Genomic DNA, 15,428 nt, shown 5'->3' with positions numbered 1-15,428 from the left:
GTTGTGAAGCTCAGCTGCCGCACTTCGCCGCTAACAGGTCGTTGAAAGCGTCAATCACGGAATCGAGCGCGGCCAATACCCTCGCGCCGTCGACGCGGCTGGCTGCGACCTTCCGCAACATCACTGACTCATAGAATGACGCCGCGTAGGCCCGACAACTCTTCCCTTTGTCCTCGGCGTCGACTGGTTGGCTTTGTTCCGTTGGCCAGCGCGTGCAAAAGGCATCGATGTCCTTGTTCGTGCACTCAGCCGCGAGCGAGGGAATCGTGGACGCGTGTAGGGCGGCAGAAGCGATGAGAACAGAGATTCTCCTCATGAGGTAACTCCACAAAGCGAGCTGGTACGAGGAGAGTAAACTTTCTGCGTCTCCATCTTCTATTGCACGCGAGTCGTTCCGAGTACGGCTGTGGTTGCGCAACATAAACCTTCGCTTAGAAAGGTAGGTGACGGTTTGGATGCGGCAGTGGGGCCACCGGCCATATAACGGGTTGGCGGCACAATGCTCCGCCGACAGCGGACGCGATCTGCGCCTCTAGCTCGTAGCCCGCCTTCTACGGCGACAAAGACGAAGGGCTGGGAATGCAGCCTGGCCGCGCGGAAGCTTGGCCGGTCAATCCTAAGAAGCTCGTCTCGAGCTCTGCGCGAACTCTATCCAAGAGCGTTCCGCTCTTCCCTTCCTTACCGTCCCTGATCGTGACAGTTGCGGTCAAGCCCGACACCAGCGGCACGCCAGGCGGCACGTTGTCGATCGCGATCCGGACCGGCACGCGCTGCGCCAAGCGTACCCAGGTATAAACCGGATCGACGTTAGGCAGCCCCTGTGTGGAAGCCGCTGCGTTAGATACGCTGACGCCACGCGTCACCGTTGCGATGTGCCCCATGATCGGCGCCGAGTAACCCATCAGCTTGGCCTCGGTACGGTCAGCCACGCACAAGCGGGCCAGCTTGGTCTCCTCGAAATAGCCGTCGATCCAATAGCTGTCCGTGTCGATGATGGAAACGGTGGTCGCGCCCTGATGCGCGTAATCCCCCTCCCGCAGCAGGAGGTTCGTGACAATTCCGTTCACCGAGCTGCGCACCTCAGTGCGTCGCAGGTTGATCTCGGCCTGACGCACCTGCTGCTGCGCCGAATCGACGGCAGCTTTTGCCTGCAGCGCACTACCCTCGTAAACCTGCTTCTCCTCAGTGCTGCTCGCCAAATCCGACAAGCGCCGCCGACGCTCAGACTGCAACTCCTTCACGTTGAGGTCGGCCATTCTTTGTTGCAAAACCGCCTTGTTCGTGCGCAGCGCGACGTCGAAATCGAAGGGCTCGATGACGTACAGTATGTCCCCCTTATGAACGAATTGATTGTCCACGATTCGCAATTCGGTGATTTTGCCGGAGATTTCCGGCGCTACGCTTGCAACTTGAACCCGCACACGCGCGTCGCGTGTCCAAGGCCCGGCGTTATACTGGTCCCAAGCGACGAGAGCAATCAGCACCCCAACGACTGCGATCCCGGCTGTAGCCACCCTGCGCAACAGAAATCGCACGGTTCGCAAGGCGCCGTCTCGCTGCTGCACCACGGACTTTCCGAAGGACGAGACGATCGGTTTGTTGCTCGAATAGGTCTCCGATACCCTTCGCGCGACGTCGTCGATCTCATCGGCTTGGCGAGGCGATGCGTCACTAACACTCGGCGACGAGTGCGCTGCGAGTGCCTGCACCTCATCTCGCTGAAAGGCCTCAGCACTAATGGTCTCGGTCATGGCTGAGCGCCCGATGGATCGAGTTGATGGCCTCATTGTGGCGGTCCAAGTCCTTCAGGACTTGAAACGCCGCCGTACCCGGCGCACTCCGCGAACGACCGCGTTGCGCTGATTGCGGATGGACCGGCAGGCCCGTTCCAATCCTCGACCTTGAGGATGGGCAGCCCATTATCACTCGCGAAGGCGAACACTAACCCAGCGCGCGTTGAAAGTCGGCACGGCAACGGCTGGAGGCGACGACGGCGATAGCGTGCAACCGAGAGCGCTAATTTCTCGGTCTCGCACCGGATGACGCGCCCGAGCGCGTCGCATGCGACGCTCCAGCCTCCATCGCGGTTGATGTAGTACGCGGCCCAGTAGCCGAAGCAAGGTTTAGCTAGGGTCGTCATTTGCTGTTCCCTTGTGCTGTCAGTCGACCCCTCGACATCCTTGTCGTAGATCGCCTGGTAGTGAGTATACGGCCCCACACCCCAATTCATGCCGTTAGCGTCCATATTTTCAATTTCGCTTCGCATGCCACTCAGGAATCGTCGGGAATGTTGCATTCATCTTTGCGACGCGAGTGCCGCGAGCACGGCGGCTGGCCGGATTGGCAGGTGGCGCAGGCGAATCCCGGTTGCGGCAAAAATGGCATTGCCGATGGCCGGGGCGACGACCGTTGTAGCGGGCTCGCCGAGACCGACCGGAGCCTCGATGCTGTTGATGAATTCGATGTCCAGATCCGGCACGTCACCGATGCGCAGGGGCGTGTAGCTGTCGAAATTCGTGTCCTTGACCTGGCCTTTGACGAACTCGGTTCCCTCGTGGAGCGCCATGCTCAGGCCCCAGAGGGCACCGCCTTCCACCTGAGCGAGCGCACCGTCTGGATGGACGATGGTCCCTGCGTCTACAACGATGGTAAGCTTCTCCACTGCAATGGCGCCACTGGATCGATCGACGTGTACCCGCGCGACGCAAGCGCCCCATGTGGGCATTTCGCGCTCTTGGCCAAATGTGGTGGCAACACCCAGCCCCGTGTCCTTGGGCATGACAGTACCCCACCCGGCTTTTTCCGCTGCTCGCTTCAGCACTGCTGCCTGGCGTTTTGCGCCACCAATCGCATTGGGTGCCGTCCCTGCATTGCGGCCGGCGCCGTCCAACAGCTCGACCCGGAACGTGACGGGGTCCACCTGGGCCATCCGCGCCGCTTCATCCATAAACGTCTCGACGGCCCAGTTCGTCCATCCGGGCCCGACGGAGCGCAGATAGCCAGGACGAAATGCGCTATTGGCGAGCGTGTTTGAGAGCGCGCGCACGCGCTGCGCGCCCACGTTGTACCAATGGTCGGCGCCGTCAATGGCGTCCTGATCATATGGCGTTCCGTCGCGCGTCTTGCGCATGATGGCTGGCGCCACGATGGCGCTCGGCCAGCCGGCTGACGCATGATGCTCCATCGCTGTCACCTTTCCCTGAGCGTCGAATGCCAGCCGCAGCGTCTGGATCGATGGCGAGCGAAACGAGTCGAAGCGCATGTCGTCGGGGCGCGTCAGCACCAGCTTCACCGGTCTGCCGAGCGCCTTGGACGCCAGCGCCGCGGGAACCGCATAATCGCCGTTGAGCCTGCGCCCGAACCCTCCGCCCATCGGATAGGTGCGCATGACGATGCGCTCTTGCGGTAGACGGAGCGCATCGGCGAGCACGGGCAGGACCAGACTTTGCCATTGACTGCCGGTGTGGATCTCGAACCGGCCATCCTTCTCTAACGCGAGAGCGTTCACGGGTTCGAGCTGGGCATGCAGGACGCTGCCGGTGGTGTATGTCCGCTCGAGAACAGATCCGGCCGCTTCAAAGGCGGTATCGACACCTGGGTCGTCGACCACGAGCGCACCGCCGCTTGATGATGCGATCTGCGTCGCACCGTGGTCGAGGATATTCTGTTCGGAGACCTCGGTCGCAGAGCCCGAGGTCCAATCGACTTTGACGAGATCGGCGGCACGGATCGCCGCCGGATAGGATGTCGCGCATACGACCACCCATCCGGGCACCGTGTTGGACGGGTCCTCCAGCACGAGGCTGGTGAGATATCCTTTGACCTGCCTGGCGGCGGAATCGTCAACGGAGCGGACGACCGAATCATTGCGAGTCGGAGGAATCTTTGGCCGCGCGTAGACCATGCCTGACACGGACGCATCGATACCGTAACGCGCGGTGCCATTGATCTTTGCTGGAATGTCCAGCGCGTCGGCCTTCTGTCCGATGAGGCGCCGCTCCGAGGCCAGCTTGATCGGCAGCTCAGCCAGCTCGTTGGGCATGAATTTGCGCGCGGGGCCGCCGCGCCTGACGATCTCACCGTAAGAGATGGATCGATTTGCGGCGAACACGGCTCCGTGGCGCGCGAAGCATCTGGAAGGGCTCGAGCCCAGCAGCTTGGCGCCGGCCTCGATGAGCGCAATCCGGCCGGCGGCACCAGCGCGACTGTAGACCGGGAAATCGTCCGATACCGAGCGGCTGCCACCCGTCACCATGATGCCCCACTTTGGATCGGTATCGACGGCCGAGAGACGAATGTTCCTCCAGTTGACTTCGAGCTCGTCAGCGAGGATGCGGGCGAGGGCTGTGCCGATGTGCTGACCCATTTCCGCCCGAGTGATATTCACTGTCACGATGCCGCTACGGTCGATGCTATACCAGATTGTGGGTTCAAACGGGCTCGTCTCGTCGGCGATGGCTCCCGTCTGCGCGAATCCGAACGCGATTGCGGTTCCAGCCGAGCCGATCAGAAACGCGCGGCGCGAAAGCGTGGATTGATTCTTGAGCTTACTCATCGGCGGCAACCTTCCGGGCCTGGGTGGCGGCTTGCTTGATCGCGTTGCGGATGCGCACATAGGCCATGCAGCGGCACAGATTGCCGGCCATGACGGCGTCGATGTCCTCATCGGTTGGCGCGGGAAAGTCCTTGATGAGTGACGCGGCCTGCATGATCTGGCCCGACTGGCAGTAGCCGCATTGAGGAACCTGATGATCGGCCCAGGCCGTCTGGAGCGGGTGCTTTCCTTCAAGCCCCTCAATGGTCGTGACCTCGGCGCCGGCGACGCTCGCGAGCGGCGTTACACAGGAGCGAGTCGGTCGGCCGCCGACATGAACCGTGCAGGCGCCGCACATGCCGATGCCGCAGCCAAACTTGGTGCCGGTCAGGCCGATCGCGTCACGGATCGCCCACAACAGGGGCATGTCATCTTCTGCATCCACCATCACCAGGCGGCCATTGATATGAAACGACGTCATGCTCGATCTCCAATGGATTATTTTGCTGCGTCGTACTGGCGCCGGATCGCAGCGATCTTCGCGGCGAGGTCTGGCCAGGGCGGTAGGTCCGTGCGTGTTCGCCGCAAATACGCGGCGATGCGAACAACGTCGGCATCGCTGAGTGCGCTGCCAAAGGCAGGCATGACGACACCGGGCATTCCTTCCTTGGCGCTGATGCCGCGCAGAATGACCTGGACCAAGTTATTTGGATCGGCAAGATGCACGGCGCTGTTGAGCGACAGGTCTGGCCGGGCCGCAAGCGGCGCGTTGGTGGCATTGTAATGGCAGGACGCGCAAGCCGCGATGTAGAGCCGCGCGTCGGGGTCGGACGGCGCGCCCTCCTTGGCCAAGGTGCTGGACATGGCAAGGCTGACCGCGCCGGAGACGTAGGGCAGCCGGTCCGCAGCCTTGTCGACATCGGCAAAATAGGTCGCGAGCGCACGGATGTCGGAGTCGGGCAGCGCGCCCAATCCCTGCACGACGGGGAACATCGGCCCGGCGGCGGTCCCGTGTACCTTGCTGGCGCCCGTGCGCAGGTAGTCGTAGAGCTCTTCCTGCGTCCAGGGTGTTGGCGCGGGATTTGCGGCCGTGAGTGGCGGCGCGACCCAGTTGTCAATCACGGAGCCGCCATAAGCGTTGCCGGACTTCTCCGCGCCAAGCAGGTTGCGCGGCGTATGGCAGGCACCGCAGTGGCTCAAGCCCTGCGCGAGATAAGCGCCGCGATTCCACTCCGAACTCTTGCTGACGTCCGGTTCGAAGCGACCAGCCCGGAAATACAACAGCTTCCATCCCGCCTGCAGGTAGCGGATGTTGAATGGAAACGGGATGCCGTTCGGCTGCCGCTCGGTAGGAACCGGAGCTCTGGTCATGAAGTAGGCGTAGAGCGCACGCACGTCATCATCGGAGAGCTTGGTGAAATGGTCGTAGGAGAACACCGGAAGGAGATGCGAGCCGTCGCGTGAAACGCCCTTCTGCATCGCGCGCGCGAAGGCCGCCTCCGACCAAGTGCCGATGCCGGTCTCCGGATCGGGCGTGATGTTGGTCGAATAGATGACGCCAAAGGGGGTTTCCATCGCGTAGCCGCCGGCGAACCTCTCCCCACCCTTCCGCGTGTGACAGGCCGCGCAATAGCCACCGCCCGCAAGAGCTTCACCCTTTGCGACCAGCTCCGGCGCAAAGCTTACCGTCGCGGGAGGCGCGACCGGGGCAATGGCAGGCTGCCATGCCAACAAACCGAAGCCTGCGAGTCCGAGGCTGCCGAGCGCGACGACGGCAAAGACCAACTTCTTGAACACGACGATCTCCTGAAGCCTTGCTCGCGTTTAGGGCACGCGCACGAATCGCCAATAGGCAATCAACGCAACGACGAGCAGCGCGCATCCGACGGCGTCGATCCCCGGCAACATGCTCATTCCATGCGGATGCACATGTGGCACGAGTGATACATTTGCCTGCGCCGGCATGCTGAATGCAGACAGAAGTGCGATGATTCTTTTCATCGGATCACCTGATCGGATCGTTGTGAGAACGAGCCTCGACCGATCGAGGTTCGACGCGGTGCATCGTTCTCGCCCTTGCAGAGTTCTCGACCACCACCTCACTGATCTGAATGATCGGCGTCACATCAGTGAAGTTACGTATATCTCCGTCGATCTCGTGGGCATGCGGTCCAAACGACGACTGGTACTCGTCAAGCGAGTCACACAACAGGTGGCACATGGCGACATATGCGCCCGGAGCTCTTCCGTCCCGGTCCGCAAGGCCTTTGTCGATGGCGTAGTACTTCAAGGTCGCACCCATCCTGCTCTTGATGAGCGGCAGGTGTTTGGTGCGGTAGTAATCGTGGTCGAACCGCGCACCCGGTTTGTTCGAGTACATGACGCTAACTTTGATCATCGCGTTCTCCTGGAGATTGTCATACGGAAGCTCCCGCGCTGCGTAACAGCTCGGAGGGACGCACATGCCTTGGCTGGACTGAATGGTTACACGGTGGCTGTGGCGGAAGTGACGCGCCGTTTCGGCGTTTGCAGAAGTGCATAGGATGATCAGCAGGCCTAGAGCCAAAGGGGAGCGCATCCTGGTCCTCCGTGCGCCGACGATGGCGTCTTCTCCGTCATTCCCTTCGTGCTCACGTCGCGGGCTCGACAGGCTCAGACAGATCCGGCTCCGCCACCCATTCGGCCTTTGCGCGCGCGGCAAGCAATTGCAACAGCATCGCGTCGCGTTCCTGTTCCAGTTCCTCTATGGAGCGCCCACCAGCTTCCTTGAGCGCCCCATCGATGATTGTTCGTTTGATCTGAGGGCTAAAATCGGTGATCTTCCCGAGGTCTTTCCACCATGTCGAGATCGGACCGGAGAGGTGCTCCAGGAAATGCTCAATGCCGCCTCGGCCACCACCGAGGTGGAACAGCAGATTTGGCCCCATTACGCCCCAGCGCAGTCCCGGGCCCCAACACACAGCGGCATCGGCATCAGCGACGTCCAGCACACCCTGTTCGATCAGATAGACGACCTCACGATACAGCGCGCCTTGGATACGGTTGGCGACATGTCCGACCATTTCCTTTCGAACGTGAATGGCCTTCTTGCCGATCGATCTGTAAAACGAGAGCGCTCGCTGCACAGTTTCTGGCGAGGTCTTTTCGCCCGCGACGACCTCGACCAAAGGAATCATGTGCGGAGGGTTGAAGGGATGGCCTATCACGCAGCGTTCGGGGTGCTTACACGCGGACTGGATGATACTCATAGTCAGCCCGGATGAACTCGATGCTATAATCGAGGTCGGGGGAGTAGCCAGATCGATATCTGCAAAAAGCTTTATCTTGAAATCCTGGCGCTCAGGGCCGCTCTCCTGGACAAAGTCCGTGTCCTTGAGCGCAAGCTTAATGTCGCGCTTGAATTCAAGATGATCTTGCGACGCATTCGGCGAAAGCCCAAGTACCTTGAGCGCCTTCCAAGCGGCATCGATGAACCGACGCAGGTCGGTTTCCGCATTGGGCGCCGGATCGGTCGCAACGACGTTGAAGCCGCGGGCCAGGTACAGCGCCGCCCAGCTTGCGCCAATGGCTCCCGTGCCAACGATCGTTATCTTTCGAACTTCCTTGTTCTGCGACATCGTATCGTTCCTCGTTGATTTGGATCATCCATTCCATGCGCTCGCGCGTCCCGCAGACTCGCGCCCGCTTTCGCGCAGCACTTCTGAACGCGCCAAGTCATCCGACGCGTCCTTCCACGTCGTTGCAGCACCTGTTGACGAACCGGTCCGCTAGGCTCAGCTAAAGGCGGATATCCCGGTTTGAGCGCGCCCGAGGATCAACGCGTGGATATCGTCAGTGCCCTCATAGGTGTTTACAGCCATCAAATTCAGCACATGCCGAATGACATGATGCTCATCGACGATGCCGTTCGCCCCGAGCATGTCTCGCGCCGTCAAGGCGATCTCCAGTGCCGTCTTGGCGCAGTGGCGTTTGACAAGGCTGATTGCTTCATGCGCACACTGCCCTTCGTCCAATAGTCTTGCGACTCTCAGACAGGCCTGCGACATCAACGCGATTTGCGTTTCCATATCGGCCAGCTTCCGTTGAATGAGCTGGTTTGCGGCCAACGGTCGATGAAACTGTCTCCGTTCCAACACGTACTCTCTCGCAATCTGCCAGCATGCCTCGGCCGCGCCGATGACTCCCCAAGCGATACTAAATCGCGCCTTGTTCAAGGACATGAACGGAGCCGACAGTCCCCTTGCTTTAGGAAGCATATTTGCCTCGGGAACAAATGCCTTGTCCATTCTGAATTCGCAGGTTGGAGCGGCGCGCAGGCAAAACTTCCCACGTATGTTTTCCACGCTCAGCCCGGGCGTACCCTTTTCGACGATGAAACCACGGACAATCCCCTCTTCATCTCTAGCCCACGTCACAAGAAGATCTGCCATGGTTGCGAGGCCGATCCACTTCTTATGGCCATTGAGCTGATAGCCGCCAAACACTTTGGTCGCCCTAGTTTCCATCGATCCGGGATCGGAGCCGTGATTTGGCTCAGTCAAGCCGAAACACGCGATCAGTTCCCCTTTCGCTAATCCCGGAAGGTATTTTTCCTTCTGCTCATCCGAGCCGTTGAGGTAGATCGCTTCCGTCGCAAGACTGGACTGAACGCTATAGACGGTTCGATATGCCGAATCGACCCGCTCGAGCTCACGAGATACAAGACCGTAGGCCACATGGTTCAGCCCACGGAAACCATAGCCGTGCAGATTGATGCCCAAGAAGCTGTTTTGACCCAATTCCCTCACTAGCGACGGGATGCCCTCATAGTTCTCCGTCCTGTGGGCTTCGAGTACGCGAGGAAGAAGAGTTTCCTGCGCGTACTTGGAAGCTTTTTGTTGAACTTCCTTCTCTGCACTGGTGAGCTGCAAGTCCAGTCGCAGTGGGTCATCCCAATGGAATATCGGCTTTCCCGCTGCGATCGGTTCGGTTATCGTCAACATGACTCGCTCCTTTCTGAAGTTCTGAAATGCTCGTTTGCTTCCTGTGACTGCGCGTTCGAGATGCCAACTGCGGGATAACGCCGCGGGCAAGTAAATCGTCGACCTGCGCCGCTTCGAAGCCTAGTTCCTGCAGTATTTCGAAGGTGTGTTCGCCGAGCTCCGGGGCCAAGTGAGGCGCGACCTTCGGTGACTCCATGATGACCAAAGGGCTGTCGACGGTCATTCTCAAGTTGCCGGTGCCGCCCGCGACCGGAACGAGGATCTGGTTGGCCAGCAATTGCGGGTCCTTCACGATTTCTTCCCAAACTTGTACCACTCCATAGGGAAGCTGAGCCGCATCGAGAACTGACTTCCAATGCGCGAGGGGATACGCGCCGAACACATGATCGAGCTCGGTCACCAAAGCGCCGGAGTGAGTGTGACGGACCACCGAATCGACAAAACGCGGGTCGACGAGTAGGTCGGGGCGCTCAATCGCGCTCGCGAATGTGGGCCAGTTCTTGTCCTCCCGCACGAACGCAAGCAGTATCCAGCGACCGTCCTGGCTTCGGTAACTATTGAAGAGCGCGTTCGGTGGGCGACGTCGGTCTATTTCGCCGCTGAACTCCGCGTTCTGCAGCGCAGCCTGTAGCCACATGGCACTCGCCCAGACTCCGTTGGCTATCAAAGAAGTCTGGACATTGCATCCTTTACCCGTCAGTTCACGTCGGTACAGCCCACTCACGATGCCCGCGTAGACCGAAATCGAAGTAGCATGATCGCCAATGCCTGGCACCGGCAGAACCGGGGGACCGGACGCTTCGCGCGTGACATGCATCAGGCCCGAGCGCGCCCAATAAGCTGTCGTATCGAATCCAGGCTTATCTGCCTCCGGTCCCAATTCGCCGTATCCGGTGATATCTGCATAGACGAGACGCGGATTCAGCGGCGAGACATCTTCATAACTCAATCTCAGCCGCCGTCGCACCCGCGGAGGAAAGTTTGTCACCAGGACATCAGCCCATCTGATCAGCCGGGCCAAGACCTCCACTGCGTGCGGACTCTTCAAATCAACGACCAAGCTTCGCTTGTTGCGGTTGGTGAGCTGCCAAGCGTAGTTCTCGTTCGAGGACGGATTCGGTGGGCTCAGATACGTCTGCCGATATGGATCTCCAATCCCGGGAGCCTCAACCTTGACCACTTCGGCACCAAAGTCCGACAGCACGGTCGTAGCGGAGGGGCCGGCGATAAAGCTGGCGATATCGAGAACCCGAAGTCCCGAAAATAACGGGCGGTCATCGAACAGTGTGTTCGGCAAGATGGATTTCATCGAGGCGCCTTTCATCAATCGGGCCGCATTCTCACACTCGCGTTTAGGGCGCGCGCACGAATCGCCAATAGGCAATCAACGCAACGACGAGCAGCGCGCATCCGACGGCGTCGATCCCCGGCAACATGCTCATTCCGTGCGGATGCACATGTGGCAGGAGTGATTCATGTGCCTGCGCCGGCATGCTGAATGCAGACAGAAGTGCGATGACTCTTTTCATGGGATCACCTGATCGGACATGTTTGGCGACAAGCTTCGACGCAGTGTCTCGGTCTCGCCCTTTGCAGAGTTCTCGACCACCACCTCACTGATCTGAATGATCGGCGTCACATCAGTGAAGTTGCGTATGTCTCCGTCGATCTCGTGGGCATGCGGTCCAAACGACGACTGGTACTCGTCAAGCGAGTCACACAGCAGGTGGCACATGGCGACATATGCGCCCGGAGCTCTTCCGTCCCGATCCGAGAGCCCCTTGTCGATGGTGTAGTACTTCAAGGCCGCACCCATCCTGGCCTTAATGAGCGGCAGGTGTTTGGTGCGGTAGTAATCGTGGTCGAACCGTGCACCCGGTTTGTTCGGGTACATGACGCTAACTTTGATCATCGTGTTCTCCTGGAGATTGTCATACGGAGGCTCCTGCGCTGAGCGCTTCGTGTGGATCGCTTGCGGCTCCAGGCTCATCGGCAATCACCGCGATGGCATGCGCCTGCTTGAGCGCACGGCGCGTAGGACGATTGGCGACATTCGTGCGCGCGAGCTCGAGCGCCCGCCGGCAATCGTTGCCGCTGCCGGCGTAGAACTCCGCGGCGTGGTCCGCAAAGGCGAGCAGATGTCCCTCAAGAAGCTGATCGAAGCCGGACCGCGCGGCATCGAGCTGCCTCTCGGCCTCCTCGAGTCTGCCTTGCGCAACCAGCACATCGGCAAGACGCCAGCGGACCTCCGGATCGCGGCTCGAAAGCGCCGGCAAGAGCAACGCTTCCGCGTCGCCGGTGCGGCCTTCGCTCGCGCAAATTTCCGCCAGGTGCACACGCGCCTTCACATAGCCGGGCAAGTAAGCTATCGCGCGTCGATACCAGAACGCCGCAAGGCTCGGGTCCGGTATGGGCACGAGTTCGCCCCACAGCAGGCCGAGCTGAAAACAGACCCACGCCAGCGGGAACGGCGAAACATCATCGTATGAGGAGAACGCCTGCCGATAGACCGCGTCGGCTTCGGCGAAGCGCTCGAGATCGGCAAGCACGGCGCCGAGAGGCACGAGGTCTTCGAGCCGGCCGCTCGCCGTTGCGAACCCGTGGCGAGCCGCGAGTACTGCATCGAGCTCCACGCCACAGGCCTGATCGATTGTCAACACTTGGCGCTCGATCGCCTCGCGGGGCGCGCCCATCCGCACGGCGCGCGCGAGGTAGACACGAGCATCGTCGAAGCGATGCGCTGTCGAAGCTACCTCGGCTTGAACAAGGAGCGCTCGAGACGATCCGTCTGCGCGTTCGAATTGCAAGGCGAGCGTATCCAGACGGTCGAGCACGTCCAGATCGCCTAAAAACTGGGAAGCCAGACGCTCATTAGCAACAATCTCTTCAGCCACGCCCGGCAGGCGCGGGTCTTGCGCGAAACGTGCCCATGCACCACAGCGGGCGCTCTCCAGGTTGATCGCGGCGATTTCGCCGTCGGTCGCGAATGGGCCGGGATTGTCATGTTCCACGAATGCAGTCATTTCGCGACTCCGAAACGCGGCTTCAGACTTTCGAGGCCGGCCTTGAATAACGTCGTCACGATGACTTTCACGGCCCTGTCGGTCTTATCGGATGTCAGGAATTGCGCGCGCCAATCGACGACGCAGCCGCTGCCTTTCGGCTTTACCTCGAGTGTGCCGCTGTATTGGGAAGCGGCCATCCCAGCGATGTTCGTGTAGCGGAGGAACCGCTTCGCGTCGTCGATCGCCTCGAGCCGTTCGACAATTTTCTGGCCGTCGACCGTCTGGATGGTGCGGAGCTGACCGATGCCTGCGCCGGTCAAGTTGACTCTCGCGGTCAGGGGATGCCAGGCGCCGCCGAACTGTCCGATCAACGACCACACGTCGTCGGGCGTCGCCGCGAGCTCAACGGATTCGGCAACGGTCTGTAGTTCCGTGTTCGGCGTCGCGAAATATGGAAAACTCTTCATGCCAGGCTTCGTCGCCCCGGTCGCACCGCCCTGGAGGAACTCCCGATCTCGATTGACGAGCCAGGTGAGCAGGATGTCGATCGAATTCGCGTCGACCGTGCGACCTCCTCCCGTTTGGTAGGGAAGCCCGTTGATCGTGCTCTTCTCAATCTCGAGGTGGCTTTCGTCGTTGATCGGCTTAGCCACGTCGAACAGCAGAAAATCGTCGAGGAAAACATTAGCGTTCGCGGCAAGCGCTTCGGGCGTCCAATCGGCCTTGCCATCGTGCATGTCCCAGTTGGCGAGGCTGTCCTTCAGTCGCTGCAAGAACAGTGATTGCAGCTCCTTCGAAACCGCAAAGGGCGTCTGCTGATTCCACAGATCGCGCAAATCCTGGATTGCCGATAGCGCCGGGTTGTTAAGCCGGATATTCGTCTGCTCGGGACGTCCGATCCAATCGATGCGGGCGATTGGAGGTGCGATGAGGCTTCGCTGCTGCGGCGGGACGGTCTCCGCGATAGCGCCGAACAACGAGCCCTTTGTGGTGTCGAGCACGCGGCGCGTGTCGAACTCGACGACGATACAAAGAACGTTAGTGTGCTGCAGCAGGTTTGGAAGCTTCGTGAGCTCCGCGACGTCCCAGGCGAGGTAGAAAGGGTCGGAGCGCAGCCCGGCGAACACGCGGACATCGCCCTCCGGCGTTGACGCCCCCTTCTCGTCGCCCACGGTGAGCGACAGCTCGCGGCCGCCCGGCAGTGTGCAAAGGCCGAGCTGGATCGCTTTCCCTGCGGCATCGCGCTTCAGGACGTCGAACCGGAAACTAAAGCGGAACTCGTCGTCTGCGGGCTGAAACTTCGCGCTGTTACCAACGCCTACAACGGTTACGCGGCGAACGGCGATCGAGTACTTGATGATGTTAGAGAATATTGCATCTTCGCCGGCAGACGGGAACACATCTACGGCCAGGACCGTGCGCGTCGGGTTATCTGGACTCGTGAACGCGAACAGGTCGGTTATATCGGCCGAGGGATCGCCAATCGACCGCGGACCGTCAACGTGATCGGACATTGTCAGCCTCCATCATCGGCTTTAAGTCTGCGATCCACCGCAGCGCGCGCAGTCCCGGCATGAAGCAGTATTCGCCACCACGAACAGAAACGAAGCGCGGCACCCCCTTCAGGCGTCGCCGAACCGGAGCTCTGGGAATGGTGAAAACACCCTCGCCATCGTTGTTGCCGATGAGCGGATCCTGCTCGGTTCCGTGGCTGATGAAGTTGCCGTCGGTTATCCACTGTGACTGGATGAACTCGAACTGCCGGTGCAGATACGCCCCGATCAGCAGGAAGACGCCGCCGCGCTCAGCGCCGTCATCTTCGAGCACGCCTTCCGGCAAGGGTGATCCGTAGTTCGTGCCGCGGCGCAGGAAATGGTGGAGATTGACCGCGACAACTTCGTCTTTTAGAGCATCGCGAGGATTCACGCGGCGAATGTGCGCGCTGAACGGGCAACTCAATCCCTTCATGTCATTTGCGTAGCTGAAGTCATTGTTGCGATTTCCATCCGCGCCCAGTGCGGGATCATCATGGTTCGGAGCCAGCACCAGGGGCGCGCCGCTGCGCCAACGGCCAACCATTTTCGCGGCAATCAACTCCTCTTCCTCCGGCGACGAAGCCTCGGCGCGTAGATATCGGCGAAACGCGGCAACGTTCATGTGGAATTTTCGGATCGCGACGAAAGTGCCGTTGCGACGCAGCTCCAGAGGAATCGGGACGTTGGCGGTTTCCCCTTTCTCGTCTGGATAGCTCATGACGAACTCGCCAGCCTTGACCTGTGCTTCTGTGCCGGCTGGCGCTGGTCCGCTTCCCTCGACGTGAGGATTGTGCAGCCCATCCTTGAAGCCGAAAGGATTGCGTCCTTCCGGCAGCTCGCCGAATTCCATACGATACACGACCGAAATTTGCGGGAGGTCGTGATGACTCTTGCGCGCGATGTCCAAGACTTCCTGCAGGTCTTGATTGGTTTTTGCGTATATCGCCAAGGCGATGTGCACGTCCGGTGTGCCGAACGGATATTCCCAATTGGCCGGCGCATTGGCACCGAAATCATGCAGGGTCTCCGCGCGCGCTGCCATCCCCTGTCGGAATTCGATCGGAAAACTGTCGAGCGAAGACTGCGGCACGCCCAGCGCCTTGAGACCCTCGAACGTGAACGCAATCCCGAGCCAGCCCGGCAAGGATGGCACCCACCATTCGTCGGCGGGCGCAACGTGAGGAAGGATCCGACGCAGCATCTCCCGTCCTTGCTCGGCGTTGCCGACGCGGAGAATGACGTATTCTCCACAGTATGGTTTGGGGCGCGGGCGCAAGACGGTTGCCTGTATGTCGCTCACTTCGAGCGCCGGCGAGGGCGTCGAAAGAGCTTCACCAGCAGATTCCTTGAGGGACAACATACGAGCATCCTT

The 15,428-nt window shown here is 60.5% G+C and carries 16 protein-coding genes; all 16 read right to left on the bottom strand.

Translation table 11 applies throughout. The features are described 5' to 3' along the window. Positions 1-10: 10 nt before the first annotated feature. Positions 11-316 carry a hypothetical protein gene (locus AKN84_RS05660; protein ID WP_128970472.1) on the bottom strand — a complete coding sequence of 102 codons (306 nt, stop codon included), beginning with the start codon at positions 314-316 and terminating at the stop codon, positions 11-13. A 235-nt stretch (positions 317-551) separates the two neighbouring features. Continuing rightward, a complete protein-coding gene (locus AKN84_RS05655; protein ID WP_050419765.1) occupies positions 552-1,751 on the bottom strand; it encodes an HlyD family secretion protein in 1,200 nt (399 codons plus the stop codon). 32 nt (positions 1,752-1,783) lie between these two features. Beyond that, entirely contained in the window at positions 1,784-2,266 is a 483-nt protein-coding gene (locus AKN84_RS05650) for a hypothetical protein (RefSeq protein WP_050419764.1), read from the bottom strand. Positions 2,267-2,296: 30 nt separating this feature from the next. Then, complete coding sequence (locus AKN84_RS05645; RefSeq protein ID WP_050419763.1) at positions 2,297-4,555, bottom strand: xanthine dehydrogenase family protein molybdopterin-binding subunit; 2,259 nt, start codon at positions 4,553-4,555, stop codon at positions 2,297-2,299. Further along, positions 4,548-5,015, bottom strand: coding sequence for a (2Fe-2S)-binding protein (locus tag AKN84_RS05640; RefSeq protein ID WP_050419762.1), 468 nt, complete (start codon positions 5,013-5,015; stop codon positions 4,548-4,550). Before AKN84_RS05640 ends, AKN84_RS05645 begins: the two co-directional genes overlap by 8 nt. 17 nt (positions 5,016-5,032) lie before the next feature. Continuing rightward, complete coding sequence (locus AKN84_RS05635) at positions 5,033-6,331, bottom strand: cytochrome c (RefSeq protein WP_050419761.1); 1,299 nt, start codon at positions 6,329-6,331, stop codon at positions 5,033-5,035. Positions 6,332-6,358: 27 nt separating this feature from the next. Continuing rightward, positions 6,359-6,535: a hypothetical protein gene (locus tag AKN84_RS47190; protein ID WP_157863254.1), complete on the bottom strand. Its 177-nt coding sequence runs from the start codon at positions 6,533-6,535 to the stop codon at positions 6,359-6,361. 4 nt (positions 6,536-6,539) lie between these two features. Beyond that, complete coding sequence (locus AKN84_RS05630; RefSeq protein ID WP_128970471.1) at positions 6,540-6,932, bottom strand: EthD family reductase; 393 nt, start codon at positions 6,930-6,932, stop codon at positions 6,540-6,542. A gap of 232 nt (positions 6,933-7,164) precedes the next feature. Beyond that, positions 7,165-8,151, bottom strand: a complete 987-nt coding sequence (locus AKN84_RS05625) for a 3-hydroxyacyl-CoA dehydrogenase NAD-binding domain-containing protein (RefSeq protein ID WP_050419760.1) — start codon at positions 8,149-8,151, stop codon at positions 7,165-7,167. A 156-nt stretch (positions 8,152-8,307) separates the two neighbouring features. Further along, positions 8,308-9,516, bottom strand: coding sequence for an acyl-CoA dehydrogenase family protein (locus AKN84_RS05620; RefSeq protein ID WP_050419759.1), 1,209 nt, complete (start codon positions 9,514-9,516; stop codon positions 8,308-8,310). Then, complete coding sequence (locus tag AKN84_RS05615; RefSeq protein WP_128970470.1) at positions 9,461-10,825, bottom strand: CaiB/BaiF CoA transferase family protein; 1,365 nt, start codon at positions 10,823-10,825, stop codon at positions 9,461-9,463. Before AKN84_RS05615 ends, AKN84_RS05620 begins: the two co-directional genes overlap by 56 nt. 43 nt (positions 10,826-10,868) lie before the next feature. Next, the gene (locus AKN84_RS47185) at positions 10,869-11,045 is read right to left on the bottom strand and encodes a hypothetical protein (protein ID WP_157863253.1); all 177 of its coding nucleotides are present in this window, start codon (positions 11,043-11,045) and stop codon (positions 10,869-10,871) included. Then, complete coding sequence (locus AKN84_RS05610; protein ID WP_128970469.1) at positions 11,042-11,428, bottom strand: EthD family reductase; 387 nt, start codon at positions 11,426-11,428, stop codon at positions 11,042-11,044. The genes AKN84_RS47185 and AKN84_RS05610 overlap by 4 nt, the downstream gene beginning before the upstream one ends. Before the next feature lie 19 nt (positions 11,429-11,447). Beyond that, positions 11,448-12,539 carry a tetratricopeptide repeat protein gene (locus tag AKN84_RS05605; RefSeq protein WP_128970468.1) on the bottom strand — a complete coding sequence of 364 codons (1,092 nt, stop codon included), beginning with the start codon at positions 12,537-12,539 and terminating at the stop codon, positions 11,448-11,450. Further along, entirely contained in the window at positions 12,536-14,035 is a 1,500-nt protein-coding gene (locus AKN84_RS05595) for a DUF4331 family protein (RefSeq protein ID WP_050419756.1), read from the bottom strand. The genes AKN84_RS05605 and AKN84_RS05595 overlap by 4 nt, the downstream gene beginning before the upstream one ends. Next, positions 14,019-15,416 carry a Dyp-type peroxidase gene (locus tag AKN84_RS05590; protein WP_050419755.1) on the bottom strand — a complete coding sequence of 466 codons (1,398 nt, stop codon included), beginning with the start codon at positions 15,414-15,416 and terminating at the stop codon, positions 14,019-14,021. Before AKN84_RS05590 ends, AKN84_RS05595 begins: the two co-directional genes overlap by 17 nt. Positions 15,417-15,428: the final 12 nt, after the last annotated feature.

Origin of the sequence: Bradyrhizobium tropiciagri (assembly GCF_001189845.1) — a bacterium.
In the GTDB taxonomy this organism is placed as follows: Bacteria; Pseudomonadota; Alphaproteobacteria; order Rhizobiales; family Xanthobacteraceae; genus Bradyrhizobium; species Bradyrhizobium tropiciagri.
The sequence above is the reverse complement of the archived record's forward strand: the minus strand, read 5'-3'. Positions and strand labels throughout refer to the sequence as shown.